Raw genomic sequence first — 16,845 nt, 5'->3', positions numbered from 1 at the left:
GTCACACCGCCCGCGGCAGACTCAAGCGTACGGCCGGGTTTGTCGTGGCTGCATTGCTGGCACTGCCCACGGTGGCGCCCGCCGAGCCAACCACCCTGCCCCTGGACGACCAGCCGGTCAGCCGGAGCTACCCCCACGCGCCCAGAATCGAGCAGGTGGTCGAGCTCGACGGCTTCGGCAGGTATGCCTTCGAGGCAACCGGGGAACAGCCCGTGCGTGTGCAGCTCGTCGGCCGCATGGCAGGCCCCGGCCCCATACGCCCTGGACGGACCGACCGCTTTCTCGACCGTGGCGAGGCGAAGGTCGTCCTACATGGCCAGGACGACGGTAGCGGCGATATCGAGCTCACCGCACGCCCTTTTCGCGAGCAAAACGGCGAGGACCTGCCCCGGCTGCCGGAACAGCGCCTGGTGGAGACGGAGCTTCGCGACTACCAGCGCCGGTCTTACTGGATCGAGGTGGACGAGCCGCGCACGATCAGCGTGGAGGCCGGCGGCCGCTATCTGGCGGATCTCAGACTCTGGCGCGACGGCCGCTGGCTGGAGGCGGCGGAGCCGACGGCGGAAGTGCGGGAACCCGTCACCGGGCAGCCCCTGGAGGTGCGCCGCATTCACGCCCGGCTGACCCCGGGGCTATACCGGCTCACGGCCTACGGCGGTCCCGACAACCCGTGGTCCACCGAATCCGACGCCGCCCCCCTCTATCTGCGCAAGGGCATTCCAGAGCTCCCGGCCGAAGGCTGGTCGGTGCTGCGAGCCAGCCCGCTCGGCATCGACCGCTACCGCCTGGACTCGTCCGCCAATGTCTTCCAGCTGGAGCTCCCGGAGGCCGAGTCCGCCAGCCTACGGGTCTCCCCGTACAACGAGCGCAGCTCGCCCTACCAGGTGCGCAACGGGCGTACAGGGCGCATCGACAAGGATGCCCGGGACCCGCAGACCACGGTGCGCACCGGCGATGCCGGGCCGAACCGGTCGCGGGACCTGCTTGTCACGGTGGAACGGACCCCCGGCGCCGAGTACCGCCTGGCCTATCTGCGCCACGCTCGCCGCTACGCCGTCCCCGGTAACTCGAACAGCGCGTGGGTGAGCACCGTCACCCTCGGCGATCCGCGGGACGCTATCGACGCCACGGCCATCATCGTCCACGACCCGCCCGGCAAGAGGCCGGAGGTCAAGGCCGCGCGGGCCATCGAGCTATCGTCCAGCAAGGCCTGGCGCCGCCGGTTCAACCTGCTGGAGACCGTCGACCTGCTGGTAGAGATCCAGGAGGAAGGCACCTACGTCGCGGACGTCGGTTCCGACTCCGAGGCCAACGTGGAGCTGCAGGTCGAGCCCCTCGACCGCACCGCCGCCCGCAACTTCCGCACGCGCTGGGACGTGGCCTCCGAGGCCCGCTGGGATTTGGTGAAGGGCTTCTACCGCATCTCCATGCGCCCGCGCCATGGCGACGCCGGCATCGCCGAGATTTCGCTCCACCACACCGCCGCACCGCCGGACAGCCTTGGCGCCCCCATGCTGGCACCGCGCCAGGCGAGTGCCGTTTTCGATGGCATCGCGCTGAGCCGCCACGACTATGTCCTGGCCAACCGCTACAGCCAAGGCCGCTCGGGTCTGACCGTTCGGCCATGGCCTCTACGGCTGGACCGCCCCCTGCCCGTTACCCAATCAGCCGGATCCACGCGGCGTTTTCAGGTGGACGTCGACCAGAGCCGCAGGATCATCGCCGAAACGCCAGCCGGTGAGCGCCTGCCGCTGTCCGCCAGCGAAGGCGGCCCGACGCAGGAATCCATCAAGGTAGACGGCCAATCGCCGGTGTTCGTCACCAACGACGGCGCGGAGCCAATTCGCTATCTGTTGCGCTGGGCCCCGAAGCCCCAGACGCCGCCACCACCGCTGAACGTGGTTGACGATGCGGAGATCGAGCGCCGGTTGCCGGACTTCCCGGTGATCGAGCCCGGCCGTCCTGCGCACCTGAAGCTCTCGCGCCAGCAGCAGGCCACCTATCGGCTGGCCGTGCAGACGCCGGCTCTCTATCGCCTGGAGAGCACCGGGCTGCTCTCCACCACTGGCCGACTCAGGACCCGCGCAATCGCAACGCTTGCCACCGCGAACGGCAACGGCGTCGGCCGCAATTTCCTCATCCAGCGGTATCTGGGCAGCGGCGACTACCAGCTGACCGTCAACGCCAATGGCCGCAGTGCCGGACCGCTGGGCGTGTCACTGAAACGCACACCGGTGCGCGAGGCCGCAGCGGTGCCCCTGGACGGCGCCGTCCGCACGACCGTGCAACCCGGCGACGCGGTCCGCTACCAACTGGATATCGCCGAGGCCGGCAAGTACCGGCTCAGGGCCCTCGGACTCAAGCAGCCCTTCGACATCCAGCTCACCGGGCCCGACGGTTGGCCGGTCATCCGGCCGGGCCGGCGCACACCGATCACTTTGAACCTGCGTCCCGGCGAGCACACGCTCACCGTGCTGCCCCAGAGCGTCGCGGCCCGCGCGGTGACCACGCTTGAGCGCATCGACACATCCCCGGCTCGGCTGGAGGGACACGGCCCCCACGAGCTGCCCCTGAACCGCACCCGGCGCCACACCTGGATGGAGCCCGACGACGAGACAGCGCCACGGACACCGGACCGGTGGCACTTCGACCTCGCGGCCACCATGCACGTACGCCTCGATCTGCCTACCGAGATGAACGCCGCCCTGCTACGCCGCGAGCGGGGGAGCTGGCAACCCGCTGACGCAAACATCGCCGCGGCGCGCGAGGGCTGGCTGGAACTCGGTGCCGGCGCCTACCGGTTGGAGGTCCGAAGCCGCCGGCCGAACAACCGGGTCGACTACCACGTGCGGGTCGCCACCCGGGAGCTGCCCCTGGGTCAGAGTCGCCGCGTGTCCGTGCCCGGGAAGATCCCGTTCGTACTGGACAGCGCCCGGTTGGTGAAGATCAGCTCACTGGGCGGCGAAGACGTGGCCGCAACCCTGCTCAATGGGGCGGGGGAACGGCTCGCGTTCAACGACGACCGGCCCGACGACTGGAACTTCCTGATCAGCCGCCAGCTCCCGCCGGGCCGCTACACGATGGCCGTCACCGCACCGGACAGCGACGGCCATACCACGGTCGCTCTGGACGCTCCCGAGGAGATCACGGAGCACGCGACGGCACCCGACGCCGAGCTCACCGTCACCGACGGCGACGTCCACATCTACCCGCTGGACCTCTCGGAAGTCGGCGACGTGCCACGTTCCGGCCTGCCGCTATTGTTCATCAGCCGCGCCGCCGGCACCCATGGTGTCGCGCTGGAACGCCGAGAGGGAGACACCTGGCGGACCGTCACCACACGCACCGGCCGGAACGTGCGCGGCGGCGTGGTTCTCACCACAGACGACATCGGCCAGGACCATCGGCTGCGGGTCTGGGCCCTGGATACCGTACTCGACGGCATCCATGTGGCCCTGCGGCTCGGCGAACGTCAGGCGTCGCCCCGGAAACTGCCGGACACGTTGAATTGGGAGCTCGCACCGCTGGCGGGCGCCGACGCCAACCTGGGCCTGGCCGTACTCCAACGCCCGGGGCCGCTGCATACGGAGACACGCCGGGAAGGCCTGCTGTGGGCCAGCCCGGGGGGCGCCTTCATGCCCGCTCGCGAGGGCTGGATGCCGGCGCGGGATCGCGCGGTCTGGGCGCTGGCCCCGCCGGGGCCGGAGGCATTGGAAACCGAAGTCGTGTCGCTGAAACCCGGTACCTCCCGGACCATTCCGGCGCCCGCCCACCATGCCCTGCCGCTGCCCACCCAGGCCGGTGACATCGATCAGCTCCGTCTCTGGATGGCCAGCAGCACGGCCCACACCCCCGAGCTACGGCCACGGGCGTCCGGCGGTGCCGCCGCCACGTCGGATACGCGGACCGCGGTGACCGTTGCCCTGCCCCGCACCGACCTCGGTGACAGCGGACTGGTTCTGGGCTTGGTGGACGCCACCGGCGATGCGCCGGTAACCGTCAGCGCGCACGCCCTGGAGACGGCGGAACCCGTGGTCGCCGAGCCCGGCAGCTCCCAGCTCGCGCTGCCGGCCGGCACGGCGACGAAGGTGACCGGCCCGACCGGCGCCGCGGACATCGCCCTGACGGCCTCTGCCGGAGTCGCCGGCATCCTGGTGGCCGATGGCGCCATCGACCGGATCCTCTGGACCGGCGACCGCGCCCGCAAGATGCACACGCGGACGACGGCGGACGCGCTCTGGCTGGCCAACCCGGGCGACCATACCGAAACCATCAGTCTCACCTGGCATCCCGTAGAACGTTCCCGACAGCTCACGCCGGGCCGGTTCGAGCCCTACACGCCCACGTTCGGCGGGACACTGTCACTGCCCGTACGCGCCCCAGCCGAATTCGAAGGCCGCGCTCACGTGGCCGGCGCCGTGCAAGCGGTGCGCTTCATCGCCGACGACGGCAGAAGCAGCCCATCGCTGGAAGGCGCCGAATCACTGGCGATCTCGGGCCCTGGCGTGCTGCAGATTACCCACGCGGACGCGCCGTTCGGGGTCTGGCTCGCAGACAGCGACGGCACTGTGGCGGGCTGGCGGCACACAGAAACCCTGGCCCTGGACGCCCCGGCCCTGCTGAGCCTGCGCGGCAACCGGCCGACCCTGATAGCCCTGGACCGGCCGAGCGGCGGCACCGAGCGCCGCTGGCTCGACGCGGTGGACGGCATCGACACCGTGCTTCCGGCGGGCGAGACACGCCTGCGCGCCATGGGCACGCCACCCACGAAGCGACTGGTCACGCCGACGGCGATGCCGGCGGGGCTGGGCGACCCAGTGAGGCTGGGGTCGGGCGAAGCCCGGGCATTCACCTTCGCGCTCGAGCAGGCGCGTACGGTGGGGCTCGGCCTGAAGGCCGACCGTGAAGTGATCCACGCCGTACTCGTGGACGAGAGGGGACAGCATGTTGGCGAGGGCATCGCGCAGATGCACCGGCTCGAACCGGGCCGCTACTACCTGATCGCCCACCTCCCACGGGACGAATCCCCGGCGCTGGTGCAACCGGCGCTGGTAGGCACGCAATTACCCGACGACGGTCCGCCGGCGCGGGTCAGGGAACGCTACAGACAACTGGCGGGCAAGGAATGAGCATTACTGCGAACAGGCGATGGCGCCAGCTCTTCTTCACGGCGCTGACGGCGTTGATAGTCGGCCAGATCCTGCCCCCGGCGGCCGCCGCCCCGCCGGCCAAGCCCGAGGGCGCGGTGATCGTGCCCGAGGACTTTCTGCGCCGCTGGGATCCGGTGACCCTCTTCTTCGAAGCCGCGCGGGGGCCGGAAGGCGGCGGACCGGAAGCCCATCCCGGTGACTACGTCACTGTCTCCCCGGATCATCCCGGCGCCTACACCTGGCTGGATGCGCACACGCTCCAGTTCCGTCCCGCCGAGCCCTGGCCCGCCCTGTCCGAGTTCACCTGGCGCTTCGAGGGCAACAGCCATCGCCTGGCCACGCTCATGGCCCCGGCCATTCGGAGCGAGCCCCGTGACGGCAGCGAGGACCTGGCGCCGGTGGATACCGTGTCGCTGCGCTTCCGCGACCCCGTGGATATCGACGCGCTCGAGCGCATGGTGTCCGTCGAGGTGCGCGCCCTGCCCGGCATCGAGCCCGAGCCGCTGCGCACGCTGGGCGCGGAGGACTTCACGGTCAAGCGCACCGAGCGGGCCGACCGCGACGCGCCGGTGGACTACCTGCTGCGGCTTCACGAACCGATTCCCGCGGGCCGCAAGGCGCTGGTGCGGCTGCGGTTGTCCCTGGACGACACGCCCGAGCAGGCCATGCAGACCATCGCTTTTTCCACGCGGCAGCCGTTCCGCCCGTCGAGCTTCGGCTGCGCCGGCGAGCAGCGCGCCGCCACCTCGGCGGGGGTGAACTATTCCGACTCCGACCCGCTCATCTGCACCTCCGGCAACCGCACCATAGAGGTTGCTTTCACCGCCGAGCCGGAATCCATCGGACCCGTGCTGGGACGCAACCTGATCCGTTTCGAGCCCGCGGTGGACAACCTCGAATACCGACTCGCGGGCAAGCAGCTGCGCATCACTGGCGACTTCAAGGCCGACACCCGCTACCGCCTGAGCCTTTTTCCCCGCGCTCTCCGGGATGTCCACGGCCGCGCCCTGGAAGCAACAGGCGTAAACAGCCTGTACCTGGCCTTCCCGGCCCGGAAGGACTTTCTCAGCGTGAACCGGGGCGAGGGCCGGGCCGTGATGGAGCGCTTCGGACCGAAGATGCTGCCGCTGCGCGGCCGCGGCGACACCCGGGTCGATCTTCGCATCCACGCCATCGACCCACTGGCGCTGAAGTTCTGGCCCTACGCCGACCGCCCCATCAGCGTCGACGACGACGCCATGCCGCCGGGCCCCGGGGAAGAGCCCGCCCGGCGCACACGATTGCGGGGCAACGACGTCGCCGCCCAGATCCGGACCCTGGGGTCGCCCAGCGTCTCCGAGATCGTCGACCTGCCGCTAGAACGCGGCGGCTCGGCGGCACGCTTCGGGCTGGACCTGCAGCCCCACCTGCGCCGCCTTGCCGGCGAGCAGGGTCCCGGTACCTACCTGGTGGGTATCCGGCGCCTGGGCGCCGGCAGCGAACGCCAGTGGGTGCGTGTCCAGGTCACGGATCTGTCGCTGACAGTCGTCGAGAACGAAGACCAGGTTCGCTTCGTGGTCACTTCCCTGGACTCCGGTGAGCCGGTGCCCGGTGCCCGCGTGCGCGTGCAGGCCCGGGACCGCCACGGCAGCGATCGGCTGATGACCGTCGTCGACGGCCGCACCGACGCAGACGGTGCGCTGACGTGGTCGCCGCGGCCGCACCGGCTGGAAGGCCCTCCGGAGCGCCTGATCGTCTCCCGCGGCGACGACACCCTCGTCGTGGATGTCGATGCCAACCCACCGAAGCGCTATTTCGACAACCACTTCAGTAATGACGGGCGCTGGCTGCGCTGGACCGACCGCACCAGCCATCGCGAGCCCGAGCCGCAATGGCGCTGCCACCTGTTCACCGAACGGCCCGTTTATCGGCCGGCAGAGCCCATCCACATCAAGGGCTTCATGCGGCGCGTCCACCGCGGCCGAATCGAGAACCGCGAGGCGGCGGTCACCCTGGTGGTCACCGGCCCCGACGGCAGCGAATGGCGCTACCACCCGGACGCCACGCCGGCGGGAGGGTTCTACCACCTGTTCGACGAGAAGACTGAGGCCACCGGTGAATACCGAATTGCCGCCGAGCTGGAGCCGCCCGGCCGTCACGCCAGGCGCTGCGCCGAGGTCACAGTGCGCAAGGAGGCCTATCGGATTCCGAAGTTCGAGGTCCGCACTGACGCCCCGGCCAGGACGGGGCTGGATCGCCCCTTCAGCGTGGACCTGGTGGCGGAGTACTACGCCGGCGGCGTCGCCCGGCAGCGGCCGGTCCAGTGGAAGGTGACGCAATTCCCTTACCGCTGGACGCCGGCGGCGCGCGAGGGTTTCGTCTACTCCACGGACGCCCGCTTCTCCGGTATCGGCGAGTTCAAATCACGGCCCACCCTGACCCGCGAAGGCACCACCGACGACCAGGGCTTCGCCAGCATTCAGATCGACCCGGCCCTGGAGCCCAGCACCCAGCCCCGGCGGTACGTGGTGGAGGCCACGGTGGTGGGCGCGGACGACCAGACCGTGACGGACACCGCAGACGTGCTCGCTCTGCCGCCCTTCGCCCTCGGACTGAAGGCCCCGCGCTATCTCGAGGACGCCGAGCGCTTGCAGGGTGCGTTCCTGGTGGCGGGCCCGGACGGCGACATGCTGGCCGGGAAGGAGGTGACCCTGCGGCTGGTCAAACGCAGCTGGGCGGCGCGTCTGCAGGCCAGCGATTTCACCACCGGCGAGCCCAAGTACGAGACCGAGATCATCGACGAGACCCTGCTGGAGCGGACGCTGACCAGCGGCAAGGTGCCAGTGGACTTCGACCTGCCCCTGGACGACACCGGCGTCTACATCCTGGAAATCTCCGCCCGGGACGCCCTCGGCCGGCTGCAGACGGTGAAGCTCGACCTGTTCAACGACGGCAGCGAGCGGGCCACCTGGCCCAAGGCGCCGTCGGAGACGTTCACGGTGAGCAGCACCCGCGACAGCTACGCACCCGGAGAGACAGCCACCCTGGTTCTGGAAAGCCCGTTCGCCGAGGCCCACGCGCTGGCCATCGTCGAGCGTCCGGACGGCGAGAACCACTACGAGTGGGTCGCCATCGACGACGGCAAGGCTACCTACGAGCTGCCCATCGAGCGGGCCTTCATGCCCGGTATTCCGGTGCATTTCGTGCTGATGCGTGGCCGGCTGGACGAGGCGCCGCGTGTCGACCGCACGGGCATGGACCTGGGCAAGCCGGTGATGATGGCCGCCACCACCCGCGTGGACGTCTCCACCGCCGATCACCGCATCGACGTGGCCCTGGAGCACCCCGCCAAGGCCCAGCCCGGCGATACCGTGGAAATGACCGTGACACTCGCCGACCGCAACGGCGATCCGGTCTCCGGCGAAGTCGCCCTGTGGCTGGTGGACCAGGCGGTACTGGCGCTGGGCAAGGAGCAGCCGCTGGACCCCCTCGCCGCCTTCATACGCGAGCGGCCGGTACGCACGGCCATCCGCGATACCCGCAACCGGGTGATCGGCTACCTGCCCTTCCGCACGGCACCCGGCGGCGGCGAGCCGGATCAGAAGGCCGCCAGTGCCCGCAAGCTGCTGGACCAGGTCAGCCTCCGCAAGGACTTCCGCAGCGTGCCCTACTTCGAGCCGACCCTGCACGTGGGCGACGACGGCACGGCGACGGTCCGCATCGAGCTGCCCGACAACCTCACCAACTTCATGGTACGCGCCAAGGCCGTCGGCGACGGCGAGCGCTTCGGCCACGGCACCAGCCGGATTGCCGTGCGACGGCCCGTGATCGTCCAGCCCGCGCTGCCGCGGTTCGTGCGCTACGGCGACCGGCTGACCCTGTCCGCCGTGGCACGAGTGGTGGAAGGCGACGCGGGCGAGGGACGCGCGGCGCTCGAGGTGGACGGCCTGCGGCTGGACGGTGAAGCCGCGAAGGCGTTCACCTGGCCGGAAACGCACACGCGTCGACTGGACTATCCGGTGTCGGTGCCACTGCCCGAGCACTGGCCCGACGACCCCGGTGAAGTACCCGAAGCGCGTGTAACCCTGGGCGTGAATCGCGTCGCCGACGGGGTCGGTGACGGCTTCGAGGTGAGCCTGCCAGTGCGCCCGGACCGGCGGGCGCTGACGATCCGCGAGACCGGCGAGCTGAGCACTGCGGAAGCGTTCAGCGTTGAGGCTCTGGGCGCACCTATCCGCCCGGGCAGCCTGCGCCGCACCCTGGTGCTCGCCGACCGGCCCGGCCTGGTGCGGATGACCGCGGGGCTCAACTACCTGCTCGCCTATCCCCATGCCTGCACCGAGCAGCGGATCAGCCGCGCCCGCGGCCTGCTGGCGGCCGGCGAGCTGTTGGCCCTGGTACGCCCCGACACGGCCACCACCGTCATCGACCGGCACGTGCGCAACACGCTGACCTACCTGGACGAGGTGGTCCGCGAGGACGGCTACGTGACCTTCTGGCCCGGCGGCGGCGAGGGCCAAGTGGGGCTCACCGCCTGGACGTACCTGTTCCTGCTGGAGGCGGAAAAGGCCGGCTACACCGTGGACACGGGCCTGCGCGAGCGGGTGCGCGATGCATTGCGGCGCGCCCTGCGCGGGGACTACAGCCATTTCCTCGACAGCTATGCCGAACGGGCCATGGCCCTGACCGCGCTAGCCCAGGGCGGCGACCTGGACGCCGGCTACGCCGCCGAGCTCGCCCGGCGCAGCCAGTTCCTGCCACAGGAGGCCGTCGCCCACGTGACCCGGGCACTGGCCGGCGAGGACGATCCGAGTCGCGCCGTGCTGCACCGCCTGGAAGAGACCCTTTGGAACGGCCTCGTCTTCAAGCTGCGTCACGGCGAGAAGGTCTACGCCGGGCTCAAGGACACGCAGTCCCAGCGCTCACCGCTGATCCTGCCCTCGGAGACGCGAACGGTGGCACAGACGCTGCGGGCCGCCAGCGCGGTGCCCGACGGCGGCGAACGCGAGGAGATCCTCGTGGACGCGCTGATCACCCTGGGCCGGGACGACGGCTGGGGCACCACCAACGCCAATACCGAAGCCATCCTGGCCCTCAATGACTTCCTGATGGCCGAGGAATCGGCAACGACGCCGGTGGACGTCTCGGCGCAATGGGACGACACCGTGGAGCGGATTCGTGTCGGTGGCGACCAGCCCGTCACGGCGACGCCGCTGCCCACGCCCGGCCAGGTAACCCTGAACGCACCCGCACTGCGGGCGAAGCGCACCGTGGCAGTTATGGCGGAGAGCCGATACGTGCCCAAACCCCGCGGCGACCGGGTGGCCGTCCAGAGCCACGGCTTCGTCGTGGAGCGGGGCCTGGTCCGCGTAAGCGGCGATGACACCGCCGACCGCCGGGTTGCTTTGGACACCGCCGGGAAAGCCGTCGACTTCGCCGTGGGTGACGTCGTCGAGGACCGGCTCACGCTGGTCAACCCGGCGGAGCGCCACCACGTGGCCGTGGTCGTGCCGCTCGCCGCCGGCATGGAGCCACTGAACCCGGAGCTGGAGACCGCGCCGCCGGAGGCCGCGCCCAGCCGGCCGCCGACCCGGGAACCGGCCTACGTGGCCCGCCTGGACGACCGGGTGGCGTTCTACTACGAGACGCTGCCGAAGGGCACCTACGAATTCGCCTTCCGGCTCCGGGCCCAGATCCCCGGGCAGTTCGTCCAGCCGGCCGCGTACGCGGAGATGATGTACCAGGAAGAGGTCCGGGGTCACAGCAACGGTGCCCTGATCCGTATCCAACGGCCCCAAGAGCGATAACACACCATGGCGGCGACGGAGCGGGCATGCGCGGCACGTTCCGGCAGAGCGCTAGCGCGCCTGCGCGCAATCCGGTGGCCGTTGCTGCTGATCGCCGTGGCCCTGCTGGGCAGCGCCGTCCACACCGCCTGGCAACGCTCGGCGCTGCAGGCGCCCCCCGCCAGCCACCTGGTGACCGACCGCTACGGGCGCTACCTGGCCGAGGTCGGCGGCCCGGTACCGGGCCGCTACGGTTACTGGCCCCTGGCGCCGGTACCACCGCGCATCGCCGCCGCCACCATCGCCCTGGAGGACCGGCGTTTCCGCTATCACCCGGGTGTGGACCCCGTCGCCGTGGGCCGGGCACTGTGGCAGAACCTGCGCAACGGCCGCGTCGTCTCCGGTGCCTCCACCATCGCCATGCAGCTCGCGCGGCTTCAGCACCCGGCCCCGCGGACGCTTCCCAACAAGGCCATGGAGGCGCTCACCGCCGTATTCATGACCCTGCGCCACGGCCGGGAGGCGGTGCTGCACCACTACCTCCGGCACGTGCCATTCGGTCACGGCAGCCACGGCATTGCCCACGCGGCCCGGTTCTACCTGGACAAGCCCGCTGCGGACTTGAGCTGGGCGGAGATCGCTTTTCTTTCCGGCATTCCCCACGCCCCGCAACGCCTCGACCCGCTCACCGTCGACGGACGCCTGAACGCCGTGGCCCGCGGCCGGCGCATCCTGGGCGCGTTGGCGGAAATGGGCGTCATCGATGCCGCACAGCTCGACCTGGCACGCCGCCAGATCGACGCGATCCGGGTACACCGCCGCCCGCCGAGGCCGGCCATGGCCCTGCACGCCATCCTGGAGCTGGAGGACCGGCTCGAGCCGCTGCCGGCAACGGCACCACGAACGATCGCGGCGACGCTGGACCTGGACGCCCAGCGGATGGCCAACCGCCAGCTCCATCGCTGGCTGCTGCGGATGGATACCCAGGGCGTCCAGCACGCGGCCATCCTGGTCGTCGACCGCGACGACATGGCAGTGCGGGCCATGGTCGGCTCCGCCGACTTCTTCGACGACGACGCCGGCGCCCTCGACTACACGGCCGTGCCTCGCTCGCCGGGCTCGGTGCTCAAGCCGTTCATCTACGCGCTGGCCCTGGACCGGGGCGTCATCCGCCCCGACACCGTGCTCTGGGACCGGCGCGGTCTCTCGGCCGGCATCGACAACGCCGACCGCGCCTACCTCGGCCCCATGCTGCCGCGCCGGGCCCTGGCCAACTCACGCAACGTACCGGCCACCAACCTGGTCCGCAGCGTGGGGTTGGAGACCACCTACGCCCACTTGGAACGGCTGGGCCTGCACACCGACCGCAGGCCGTCGCGGCACTACGGCATCGGGCTTGCCATCGGCACGCTCCCCGTGCGCCTGTGCGACGTGGTCGCCGCCTACGGGGCGCTCGCCAACGACGGCCAGTACCGACCGCTTCGATGGCATGCCGCCCAACCGGAGGCGACCGGGGAACGCGTGCTGGGGCGGGACGCCGCACGGCTGGTCACGGCGTTCCTCGCAGACCCCATGGCCCGGCTGCCGGTGTTCTCGCGCATGGGTCCGCTGGAATACGACTTCCCCGTCGCCACCAAGACGGGCACCAGCCAGAACTACGCCGACGCCTGGAACGTCGCCTACACTCGTGACTACATCGTCGGTGTGTGGATGGGGCGTGCAGACGGCCGTCCCATGAAAGGCGTCACCGGGGCCTCGGGTCCGGCGGGACTCGCTCATGACGTGCTGGCCGGGCTTTACCGGCTTCCGGGCACAAATGCCGACGCCGCCCCGTTTCCGGCTCCTGAGCACTACCAGCGCAAACCCCTGTGCGCCGCCCAACCCGCCACGCCCGTGGATGAATGCCCCCGGGTGCTCACGGAGTGGGTGCGCGCGACCGCCGCCGGGAGTCCCACCCCCACCGCGGTGGCAGCGCTGTCCCGCCGCACGGCGCGAGAGGCGTCGGTGTCACTGCGGATCAGTTCCCCGCCGCCGGGCACCACTGTCATCCGCAACCCCGAAACCCCGCCCGAGCTGGACCGCCTGCGGTTGACGGTGGATGCCGAGCCACAGGACGCGCAGGTGGTATGGCACGTGGACGGCCGCCCGAAGGCCGTGCAACCCGCCGATGAGCCGTTTTTGTGGTCCCTGGAGAACGGACGCCACGTCTTCCAGGTACGCCTGCCGTACCGGCCGGAACAGTCTCCTCCATTGGTGCTCACCGTCCGTTGATGCCCGGAAGGCCCACCGGACCGGGCGTTGGGGAAAAGCGTCACGCAGCCTGTTTCAGGCCTCTCCGGCGACCGCCTCACCACCAGTGCCCTCAGGGATCGCCCGCTCCGACCGCAGCAGCCGCAGCCCGTTCATCACCACCAGCAGGGAGACGCCCACATCGGCGGCAATCGCGCCCCACAGACTGGCCACGCCCACCAGGGTCAGCACGACGAACAGCGCCTTGACGCCCAGGGAGAAAGCGATGTTCTGCCGGATGACGGCAAGCGTGCGGCGGGCGTGCCGGACCAGCCACGGCAGTCGGTTGAGCTCGTCGGTCATCAGCGCCACGTCGGCGGTCTCGATCGCCACATCACTGCCCAGCGCGCCCATGGCCACCCCGAGGTCGGCGCGGGCCATGGCCGGGGCATCGTTCACGCCATCGCCGACGAAGAGTACCGGCGTAGCGTTGTCCCCGAGTCGCTCGACGGCCGCCACCTTCTCTTCCGGGAGCAGCTCCGCCTCCACCGCCGTCAGCGGCAGATCCCCGGCGATGCGCTCGGCCGTGGCCCGTTTATCGCCCGTAATCATGACGCGATGCCGGACCCCCAGTGCGGCGAGGTCCTGCAGGGCCCGCTGGGCGTCCGGTCGCGGCCGGTCCGACAGCGCAAAGAAGCCGATGGGGCCGTTGGCATCGGCCACCGCCACCACCGTGCGCCCGTCCGCCTCGTGGGGCGCCACCGCGACTTCCAGCCGGTCCGTCGTCTGGAATCGCTCCTGCATGTAGCGCACGGAACCCAGGCATACCGATTCACCCGCCAGCCGCGCTGTCACCCCACGACCGGCGACGACCTGAAAGTCGTCCACCGCCACCGGCTCGGCGCCCGCCCTGGCAACGTCCTCGCGGATGGCGGCCGCCAGCGGGTGGCTGCTCTGCGCTTCCAGGGCCCCGGCAATGACACGTACCCGCGCCGGGTCGGCGCCAGCCAAGGCCTCCACCGACACTACCTGGTGCCGGCCCTGCGTGAGCGTGCCCGTCTTGTCCAGCGCCACGCTGCGCACCGTTGCCGGGAGCTCCAGGAAGCGGCCACCCTTGACCAGCACGCCATGCCGGGCTGCGGCTGCCAGTCCGGCGACGACGCTCACCGGTGTGGAGATCACCAGAGCACACGGGCAGGCGATCACCAGCAGTACCAGCGCGCTGTAGACGCCGTCCTTCCATGCCCAGCCGAAGACGGTGGGCAACGCCAGTGCGATCAGGCTCGCCAGTGCCAGCACCGCCGGCGTGTAGTACCGCGCGAAACGCTCCACCCACTGCTCGCTTTCCGCGCGCCGGCTGTGCGCGGACTCCACCAGGCGCATGACCCGGGCCAGCAGGGTCTGCCCCGCGGGTTGGGTGGTGCGGACTTCGAGCGTGCCCTCGCCGTTGACCGTGCCCCCGTAAACCACCTCGCCGGGACCGCGGGCGACCGGCACGCTCTCACCGGTGACCGCCGACTGGTCGAGGCTGCTGTGGCCGGCAACGATCTCGCCGTCCAGCGGCACGCGATCGCCGGAACGCACACGGATGACACTGCGCACCGCCACATCCGCCACGGGGCGCTCCACCCAGGCGCCATCGACGTATACCTGCGCCGTCTCCGGACGCATATCGAGCAGGCCCTCCACCGCCCGCCGGGCACGCCCCACGCTCCAGCCCTCGAGCACCAAGGAGATGGCGAACAGGAACACCACCATCGCTCCCTCCAGCCACTCGCCCAGGGCTACGGCCCCCAGAACGGCCACGACCATGAGCAGATTCATGTCCGGGCGTAGCCGCTTCAGCGCCTGCCAGGCCTTGGGCAACAGCAGCCACCCGCCGATCACCATGGCCGCGGCGTACAGCAGCACTTCCCGAGCGGGGATACCATCGGCATGCGCCTCGACAAGCGAGTTCGCGGTTCCGTCCCACGCCGATACGCCGTGGAACGCCAGCGCCAGTGCGATACTGCAGCCGCTCGCCACCGCGGCGATCAGGGGGCGACGATCGCTGCGCGCCGAGTGGGCGCCTTCACTGCCCTCCGCCCGCTGACCCCTCATGCCGGTGCTGCGTATGGCCGCCAGTACCCGCTCGTCCGTCGCGGTCGCCTCCCGCGGCACGATGAGCCGGCCGCGCATGACGTCGAATCCGAGCCGCTCGGCGTCACCCACCAGCGGACCGACGGCATCCTTGAGCAGCCGGACCTCTTCAGCGCAGTCGAGACCTTCGACCAGGAAGACCCGGCCGTCCGACGGCGCCGCGGCGTCCTGCCGGTCATCGTGTCCCTGCTCGTGCGGTTGTCCGCAACAGGCGCCCATCAGTGATCTCCCGGTTGCCTCGTCGAATTACCGGGGAGCCTAGGAGCTACAGCGACTGTAGGATCAAGACCCGGCGGACCCGCCTCACCGCCCAGGTTGCGCATCCAGGCGGCGGCCCGGTAGGTTGAAACCTACAGTCATCGCAGGTTTCGGGCATGACACAGAAGACGCTCACCATCGGCCAGCTCGCCCGCCGCAGCGGTTGCTCCCCCCAGGGCGTGCGTTACTACGAGCAGGCCGGGCTGCTGCCGCCGCCACTGCGCACCGAAGGTAACCAGCGCCGTTACCGCCATGCCGATGCGCAACGGCTGGCATTCATCCGTCACGCCCGGGAGCTCGGTTTCTCGATAGAGGCGATCCGGGAGCTGCTATCCCTGACCGATGATCCCGAGCAGGCCTGCGAACAGGCGGACGCCATCGCCACCGCCCACCTCGCCAACGTGCGCTCACGCATCGCCCGACTGCAGGTGCTCGAAAGCGAGCTCCAGCGCATGCTGACCTGCGGGGATCACGGCGCCGTGCGGGACTGCCGGGTCATCGAGGTGCTGGCCGATCACGCCCACTGCGCCACGGACCACGGCGCCGCCGCAGAAACCGACAGCGATCCTGCCCAGCGGGTGACATCCATTCAGCCGTAGCGGTCCAGCCGCCGATGGCATGCCGCTACGACAGCCGACACCATCTTATTGCCACTCATATGCGGCTGCCCGACTCTTCTCTACTTCGAAACATCCGGAATCACACTGGGATAACGCCCAGACTAAGCGCCAGAACTCAGGTGAGCGTATACCAGTTTTCGAAATAACTCGGGCCGATCCTATTGCCAAGCCTTGAGGGTCTGCACCGGCGTTCGGTGATGCAGCACGCGCTGCGGAATATGATGGTTGTAGAGCCGGTTGTAGTCCGTTCTGAACAACCTGCTATGCCACGCCCTGCAGTGCGGGTTCGCGAGCCCGGTCGCAGATGGCGGGATCAACGACGGCCAGTAGTACGGTGAGCATACGGCGCAATAGAGCCGCCATGGCCCGGAGGAGCAGCCGGATGTTGTGCCCGGCGGCGACCAGCACCGCGTTGAGCGCATCGCCGATGGCGCCTTTCAAGCGGCAACGATCCATCCGGCCGTCGGTTTTCATGTGCCCGATCACCGCCTCGATGGCACTGCGGCGTTTGAGCTCTCGCTTCAAGGTTCGGGTGTTGACCCCGCGGCGCTGACCCGAGCGGAATATGCTCACCCCGGGGATCTCGACGCCCTTGTAGCCGCGGTCGACGTAGCAGCGTTTCGTCGCGACACCGCTCAAGATCTCGGCCTGCTCCAGCGTCTCGGCGAGTGTGTGACCGTCGTA

At 70.2% G+C, this 16,845-nt stretch carries 6 protein-coding genes; 4 read left to right on the top strand and 2 right to left on the bottom strand.

Annotation, left to right across the window (positions count from 1 at the left end; translation table 11 throughout):
- The first annotated feature begins 44 nt into the window (after positions 1–44).
- The 3 genes from ACPEES_RS19185 to ACPEES_RS19175 are packed head-to-tail and all read left to right on the top strand — an operon-like array spanning position 45 to position 13,186.
- Complete coding sequence (locus ACPEES_RS19185) at positions 45–5,129, top strand: hypothetical protein (protein ID WP_435105232.1); 5,085 nt, start codon at positions 45–47, stop codon at positions 5,127–5,129.
- The gene (locus ACPEES_RS19180; protein WP_435105230.1) at positions 5,126–10,936 is read left to right on the top strand and encodes an alpha-2-macroglobulin; all 5,811 of its coding nucleotides are present in this window, start codon (positions 5,126–5,128) and stop codon (positions 10,934–10,936) included. Before ACPEES_RS19185 ends, ACPEES_RS19180 begins: the two co-directional genes overlap by 4 nt.
- Before the next feature lie 6 nt (positions 10,937–10,942).
- Positions 10,943–13,186 carry a transglycosylase domain-containing protein gene (locus tag ACPEES_RS19175; RefSeq protein WP_435105228.1) on the top strand — a complete coding sequence of 748 codons (2,244 nt, stop codon included), beginning with the start codon at positions 10,943–10,945 and terminating at the stop codon, positions 13,184–13,186.
- A gap of 54 nt (positions 13,187–13,240) precedes the next feature.
- Here the strand turns inward: ACPEES_RS19175 and ACPEES_RS19170 are convergent, their stop codons facing one another.
- A complete protein-coding gene (locus ACPEES_RS19170; RefSeq protein ID WP_435105226.1) occupies positions 13,241–15,502 on the bottom strand; it encodes a heavy metal translocating P-type ATPase in 2,262 nt (753 codons plus the stop codon).
- Between the two features lie 155 nt (positions 15,503–15,657).
- On the opposite strand from ACPEES_RS19170, the gene ACPEES_RS19165 reads away from it, so the two are divergent.
- Positions 15,658–16,140, top strand: a complete 483-nt coding sequence (locus tag ACPEES_RS19165; protein WP_435105224.1) for a MerR family transcriptional regulator — start codon at positions 15,658–15,660, stop codon at positions 16,138–16,140.
- Between the two features lie 282 nt (positions 16,141–16,422).
- Here ACPEES_RS19165 and ACPEES_RS19160 read toward each other — a convergent pair.
- Positions 16,423–16,845 (bottom strand): transposase (locus ACPEES_RS19160; protein ID WP_435105222.1); only part of this gene is annotated, 423 nt, incomplete at its 5' end.

Source organism: Arhodomonas sp. AD133, assembly GCF_051195215.1.
Lineage (GTDB): Bacteria > Pseudomonadota > Gammaproteobacteria > Nitrococcales > Nitrococcaceae > Arhodomonas.
This window is presented reverse-complemented; position numbering and strand designations above follow the sequence as displayed.